At 67.1% G+C, this 6,694-nt stretch carries 6 protein-coding genes; all 6 read left to right on the top strand.

Going from position 1 to position 6,694, the window contains the following annotated elements; translation table 11 throughout:
• Positions 1–785 (top strand): phosphotriesterase family protein (locus tag Y706_RS24485; RefSeq protein WP_043435553.1); only part of this gene is annotated, 785 nt, incomplete at its 5' end.
• A gap of 50 nt (positions 786–835) precedes the next feature.
• Complete coding sequence (locus Y706_RS0108875) at positions 836–1,789, top strand: phosphotriesterase family protein (protein ID WP_028276323.1); 954 nt, start codon at positions 836–838, stop codon at positions 1,787–1,789.
• A 79-nt stretch (positions 1,790–1,868) separates the two neighbouring features.
• Positions 1,869–3,011: an FAD-dependent monooxygenase gene (locus Y706_RS0108880; protein WP_028276324.1), complete on the top strand. Its 1,143-nt coding sequence runs from the start codon at positions 1,869–1,871 to the stop codon at positions 3,009–3,011.
• A 3-nt stretch (positions 3,012–3,014) separates the two neighbouring features.
• Complete coding sequence (locus Y706_RS0108885) at positions 3,015–3,947, top strand: alpha/beta hydrolase (protein WP_028276325.1); 933 nt, start codon at positions 3,015–3,017, stop codon at positions 3,945–3,947.
• The gene (locus tag Y706_RS0108890) at positions 3,944–4,912 is read left to right on the top strand and encodes an MBL fold metallo-hydrolase (RefSeq protein WP_028276326.1); all 969 of its coding nucleotides are present in this window, start codon (positions 3,944–3,946) and stop codon (positions 4,910–4,912) included. Before Y706_RS0108885 ends, Y706_RS0108890 begins: the two co-directional genes overlap by 4 nt.
• Positions 4,905–6,659, top strand: a complete 1,755-nt coding sequence (locus tag Y706_RS0108895) for a CocE/NonD family hydrolase (protein ID WP_028276327.1) — start codon at positions 4,905–4,907, stop codon at positions 6,657–6,659. The genes Y706_RS0108890 and Y706_RS0108895 overlap by 8 nt, the downstream gene beginning before the upstream one ends.
• The last annotated feature ends 35 nt before the right edge of the window (positions 6,660–6,694 follow it).

The raw sequence follows: 6,694 nt of genomic DNA on the forward strand, positions 1-6,694 counted from the left end.
TCGGCGGGCAGACGATCGTCGACAGCACGGGCATGTTCCACGGCCGCGACCTCAAGCTCTACGAGGCGTTGTCCCGCACCACCGGCGTCCACATCGTCGCCTCCACGGGCCTGGGCCCGGAGGAAGAACTCGGCGGATACTTCCTGACGCCGCAGACCAACCCGCCCACCCCGTGGCCGGCCGACAAGTTCGCCGATCTCTTCGGCAAGGAGGTCACTGAGGGGATGGTGGTTCCCCGGGTGGAGCGCCGCGCCGCCGCCGGCATCGTCGCGACCATTGCCGACCGCGCCGGCATGACCCCGACCGAGGAAAGCCTGTTCCGCGGCTCCGCCCGCGCCGCCAGGAACACCGGCGTCCCGGTCTCCATCCGTTTCGGCGCCGATGTCCTGCACGATCTGGACATCGTCCTGGACGAGCAGATCCGAGCCGACCGGGTGCTCGTCGGAGACCTGGACCGCAAGGACGCTGCCGGCTCCGCCATCGAGGTGGCCGGCCGGGGAGCCTTCGTCGGCATCGACCACGTGGGCCTGAACGACCACGCGGACTACCTCACCGACCATGACCGCGCCGAACTGGTGCTCGGGCTCGTCAAGGCAGGCCATGCCGACAGGATCATCCTCTCCGGCAACTCGATCGGCGTTGCCAAAGGTCTGCCTGAGTACAACCTGCCCTACAGCCACGTCCTGACCACGTTCGTGCCGTTCCTCAAGGCCCACGGACTGAGCGAAGAAGACGCCCGGCGCATCCTCGTGGACAACCCGCGCAACCTGCTGACCGTGCACTAAGCACGCCCCGGCCCACCCACAACAAGCTTTCGAAACCATGAGGTGAACGAATGACCAAGGTCAACACAGTGCTGGGAACCATCCCGGCCGAAGAACTGGAAATCGTGGCGGTCCACGAACACATCGGCTACGGCATGCCCGGGTCCGAACTCGACACCAAATGGTGGAAGTCGCCGGAGCAGGCCTACGAGGAAACCGTGCCGAAGCTGCGGCAATTCCGCGAATACGGCGGCGGCACCTTCGTGGACGCCACGGGCATCTGCAACGGTCGCGACGTCGACTACTACAAGTCCCTGTCCCGGAAGACGGGCGTGCACATCGTTGCCTGCACCGGCTTCGTCGGCGGCGACACCGCCCTGCCGCACTTCTCCCGCGCAAGCGTGGACTACCTCACGAAGGTCTTCATCCACGAGATCACCGTCGGCATCGGCAACACGGGCGCCAAGGCCGGCGTCATCAAGGTCGGCGTGAGCCGCGGCGGACGAATGACGGACCTGGACAAGCGCATCTACCGGGCCGCGGCCCGCGCCGCCGTCGTCACCGGCGCTCCGGTCCTGACCCACCTGGCCATCGACCCGGAACCGGCCGTGAACATCTTCAACGAAGAGGGCCTCCCGCTGGACCGCGTGCTCTTCGGCCACGCCGACGACGGCCTGAACGCTCCGGTCACCCCGCACGATTGGATCTACGAGCAGGGCGGCCGCATCGGCTTCGACACTTTCGGCTACGACCTCGAGCTGCCGGATCCACCGTTTTGGGGCCGCAAACGTGCCGAACGTATGGAGCACTTCGTCAACCTCGTGAACAAGGGCTATGCGGACAAGCTCCTCGTCTCGGCGGACGCAAACTGCAGCCCGCTGGGCTGGCCGGGAGTGAAGGGCCACACCATCAACTACATCTTCGAGGACATGATCCCCGACATGCGCGCGGCCGGCATCGACGACGCCACGGTCAAACTCCTGCTTGAGGACAACCCGGCCGACTTCCTGTCCCTTCACGCCTGATCCCGGAGAGACCACCACAACTTGCCCGTTCCGCCACACATGGCCCGGGCCCAGAAAGAGTCAAGAAAGAGATGAAACCATGAAGGCTGAAGACATCAAGAACCTCAAAATCGCCATCGTCGGCGCAGGGTACGGCGGCGCAGCGGCGGCCAAGGCCCTGAGCCTGCTCGGTGCCGACGTCAGCGTGTACGAACAGGCATCCCAGATGCGGGAGGTCGGCGCCGGCATCGGGCTGCGTCCTGCCACCATGCACCGGTTCAGCCAGTGGGGCATCTTCGACACGATCGCGAACGTAAGCTCCCCGAGCGACTACTTCGAAATCCTCACCGCCACGGGTGAGCCGATCATGAAGGACACCTGGCCTGAGTTCGGCGAGCAGAGCCAGACCCACCTCATCCACCGCGGCGACTTCATCGATGCCCTCCTGAGCGTGCTGCCGCAGGGCATGGTGCACCTTGGCCACAAGCTCGAGACCATCGAGGACAAGGGCGGCCGCTCCGTCCTGACCTTCACCAACGGCAAGACGGTCGAGGCGGACCTGGTGGTCGGCGCCGACGGCATCAAGTCAGTCGTGCGCGAGCAGCTCTTCAGCGGCAAGGGCCCGGTGTTCTCCGGCGAACACGCCTACCGCGCTGTGATCTCCGCCGACGACGCCCACGGCATGGTGGTGGACGACAACCTGCGGATGTACATGGGCAGGGGCACGAAGGTCTACCTGCTGCCGCTGCGCCACCGCAACCAGATGTCCTTCGATATCACCGCACTGTGCCCGGACAGCACCTGGGCCCCCACCATCACGAAGGATGACCTCGTGGCGACGGTGGAGGGCTTCGACGAGCGGATCGTCAACATCGCCCGCGGCCTCGACATGGACACCGTCAACATCCGCGCCGTCTACGACATCGACCCGGTCGACACATGGCACACGGACTCCGTCGTGCTCATGGGCGATGCGGCCCACTCGATGCTGCACCACCAGGGCCAGGGCGCCAACTCGGCCATCGAGGATGCCGGCGCGCTCGCCGATGCCTTGGCGGAGGCCGGCACGGTCAAGGATGCACTGGCCCTGTTCCAGGCAACCCGCAAGCCGGTAACGGACGAGCTGCAGCGCATCTCGCGTCAAGGGTGGACCGAGGACGAGGTCAATGACGTCTTCCCGGGGCAAAAGCCCACGTCCCAGAAGCCCGCCGCCGTCAACGCACCAGCAGAGTCGAAGGCCTGACCCATGACCATCCATCCCGAAATTGCCAAGATCCTCAGCACCCTGCCGGCGCCCGACGGGTCGCCGCTGAACCCCGGGGCCATGCGCGCCGGCGAGGCCGCGCAAATTCCCGCCTTGGCGGACCGTATGCCGCTGCACTCGGTCGAGGACGCCACCGCAGTGACGCCATCGGGCGAGGTGCCCGTGCGGATCTACACGCCGGCCGGGGCCGACGCTCATGGGCTTCTGGTGTACCTCCACGGCGGGGCGTTCTTCCTCGGCAGCCTGGACACGCACGACCACGTTGCCCGGGCCCTGGCCAAGGAGACCGGTCATAAGGTCATCTCTGTCGGCTACCGCCTGGCGCCTGAGGCCGCTTTCCCTGCCGGCCTCGACGACTGCTACGGGGTGGTCCGTTGGGCCGCCGAGCAGGGTACGAGCCTGGGCTGGGACGGGAAGAACCTCGCCATCGCCGGCGACAGTTCGGGCGGCAACTTCGCCGCCGCCGTCGCCGCGAAGGCCCACGACGACGGGTTTGACCGGATCACGCATCAGGTCCTCTTCTACCCGTCCCTGGACCTGGACTTCGACGTCGACCGCTACGCCTCGCTGCGGGAGAACGCCGAAGGATTCGGGCTGGAGACGGCGGGCCTCAAGCCGTTCAACTCCTTTTACCTTGAGAACGGGGCCGACCCGGCGGATCCGCTCGTCTCCCCCATCAAGCGCGATGACCTCGCAGGCCTGCCGGCGGCCCTCATCCTTACCGCCGAGCACGACCCCCTGCGCGATGAGGGCGAACTTTACGGCCAGCGGCTGGCGGAGGCCGGCGTCGTGGCGACCGTCAGCCGCTACGCGGGGGCCAACCACGGCTTCGTCCAGAACTTTTCCTGGATCCCGGAATTCTACCGGGCCTTCGAGGAGACAGGCGACTTCCTGAACGCGGGGGCCGGGCAATGACGGGGCCAGTCGCTGTTCATCCCCTGGTCTCGCCGTGGGGCCGGTTCGGACTCTACAGCTTCTTCATCGACGCTCCCGAGCCCGCCATCGTCGACACCGGGATCGCGTCTTCGCCTGCCGAAGGCATGATCCCGGCACTGGAGGCGATCGGCCGCCGGATCGAGGATGTGCGCTGGATCCTGCTGACCCACGGCCACATCGACCACCTCGGCGGTGCGCACGCCCTGTGGGAGCTCACCGGACGGCGCGCGAAGGTCGTGATCCACGAGGCCGACGCGCCTCTGCTGCGCACCCGGCGCGCGCACGTCGACCAGTACGTGGACGTGCGCCAGCAGTACATCGACAATCCGAATGCCGTCGAGGAGCAGACGAAAGCCGCGAACCACGTCATCTCCGGCGAGATGGAGCCGACCATGCTGGTTAAGGGCGGCGAGACCCTCGCCCTGGGCGGGGACGTCACCGTCTCGGTCCACCACATCCCCGGCCACACGGCCGGGTCCGTCGCCTACGTCGTGGACGGGCAGCAGTCGGTCTTCGTCGGCGACGCCGTGCAGATCCACGGGGCGGCCAACGGCTTCCCCGGCTACGAGGATCCGGCCGCCTACCGCTCAAGCCTGCAGTACCTGCGCGACGACGTCCGCCCGCAACACCTGTACCTGGGCCACCCGTACCGGGGCGCTGACGGCGTGCCGTACGGCGTTGAACTGGACCGTGACGCGGCCCGGAACGCCCTGCAGGGAAGCCTGGACCTCGAGGCCCGAATCGACGACGCCGCCCGCCGGTACCTTCGCGACGGCCTCCAGGAGACGGACTCGCCATACTCGCCCTTCGCCCGCGTCGCCGCGGAACTCGGCTACGCGGGCGACCCCAGCCTCGAGCCGTCCCCGTTCTTCACGACGCTCCACGGCTACCGCACGGCCTTTGACCGCCTGACCAAAGATGAGGAGCTTCGCACCCATGGATGACCTGAAGATGTTGGATGCCGGCGGAGAGAAAATCGCCGTCCGCAAGGACCTTCGGGTCCCGATGCGGGACGGCGTCGAGCTCGCCGCGGACGCATATCACGGTACCGGGGACAAACCGCGCCCCGCCCTCGTGGCCCTGAGCCCCTACGGCAAAGAATTGCAGGCGCTGGCCCTCACAACCCCGCCACAGCGGCGCCCCAGCCCGATGTGGGACGGCTGCATCGAGGCCGGCGACATCGCCCGCATCGTCAAAGAGGACTACGTCCACGTCATCGGGGACCTGCGCGGCTCGGGCCACTCCGGCGGCGAACATATCGGCAACTACAACGCCGGTGGCGTGTCGCTTGGCCAGGACGCCTACGACTTCATCGAGTGGGTCGCCGGGCAGCCGTGGTGCGACGGCAACGTCGGCATGGTCGGCATCTCCTATTTCGGCTCCATGCAGGTGCTGGCAGCGGCCGAGCGGCCGCCGCACCTGAAGGCGATCTTTGTCTCCGGCGGCCACTACGACTTCTACGAGACCACCTACCACGGCGGCATCATGTGGTTCATGCCGCGTGCCGCACGCGAGGGCCGCGGCGGCGACTCCGGCTGGGCGTTCACCGACAACGTCAAGTCCCGCATGATCGAGAAGTACTCCCCCGCGGAATTGAAGAAGCTCGTCGCCGCGCGCCTGGAGGATCCCGACGTGGCCGCCTGGCCGAACCTGGTCCATGTCCTGAACTACCCGAAGAACCACGAGGCCTGGTTCGACATTGTGATGAACGAGCTCGACGGGGACTGGTACGAGGAGCGCAACCCCATCACGCTGGCCCCGAACATCGACATCCCGGTCTACCTGCAGATCGACCAGGGCCGCGGCTGGACGATGGACGGCACGATTGAGCTGTTCAACGAGCTGAAGGGCCCCAAGAAGCTGGACATCGGCCCGTACCCGCCTATGCAGTCGCGTCCCTTCATCGAAGAACACGACAAGATGTTCCGGTGGTACGACTACTGGATCAAGGGCATCGACAACGGCGTCATGGACGAGCCGGCCGTGAGCGTCTTCGTGGAGGGCTCGCGTGAGCTGGTGACTGCGGAGGCGTGGCCGCCGAAGGACGTCGAGTACAGGTCCCTCTATCTGCGCCCGCGGCATAAACTGTCGACCGAGCCCGAGCTGATGGGCGCGGAGTACGCCGCCCCGGACGGCTTCTACCAGGCGCCGCTGACAGTGACCGACAAGGTGGAGATCATCAGCTGGTCCACCCCTGCCTTCGAGGAGGACACGGAGATGATCGGCACCGGTGCCGCGCACATCTTCGCCGAAATCGACCAGCCGGACACCAACTTCATCCTCCGCCTGTGGGACTACGCGCCCACCGGCGCGCGCCAGCTGATCACCAGCGGATACCTGAAGGCCTCGCACCGCGAACTTGACGACCGCAGCACCGAGGGCAACCCGCACCACCCGCACACCCGCACTGTGCCGGTGGAGCCGGGGACGATCGAGGAGTACGTCCTGCGCCTCTATCCGTTCGCGAACACCTTCAAGCCGGGCCACAAGCTCACCGCAGAGCTCTCCAACGGGGAGCCGCTGGCCGACGAGCACAACGCGCTGCTGCCGCCGGACGCCTTCCACCTGCCGGTGGGCCGGCCCGTCACCCACAAGATCTACCGCGACGCCGCCCACCAGTCCAGGCTGGTCCTGCCGTTCACCTCCCGCCAGCCGGCGGATGGCCAGACGGCGGACGTCCAGGCGCACTGATGCCGTGCGGCAGCTGACAACGCCGGGGCGCAGCC

The organism is Arthrobacter sp. I3 (genome assembly GCF_000520575.1).
GTDB lineage: Bacteria > Actinomycetota > Actinomycetes > Actinomycetales > Micrococcaceae > Arthrobacter > Arthrobacter humicola_A.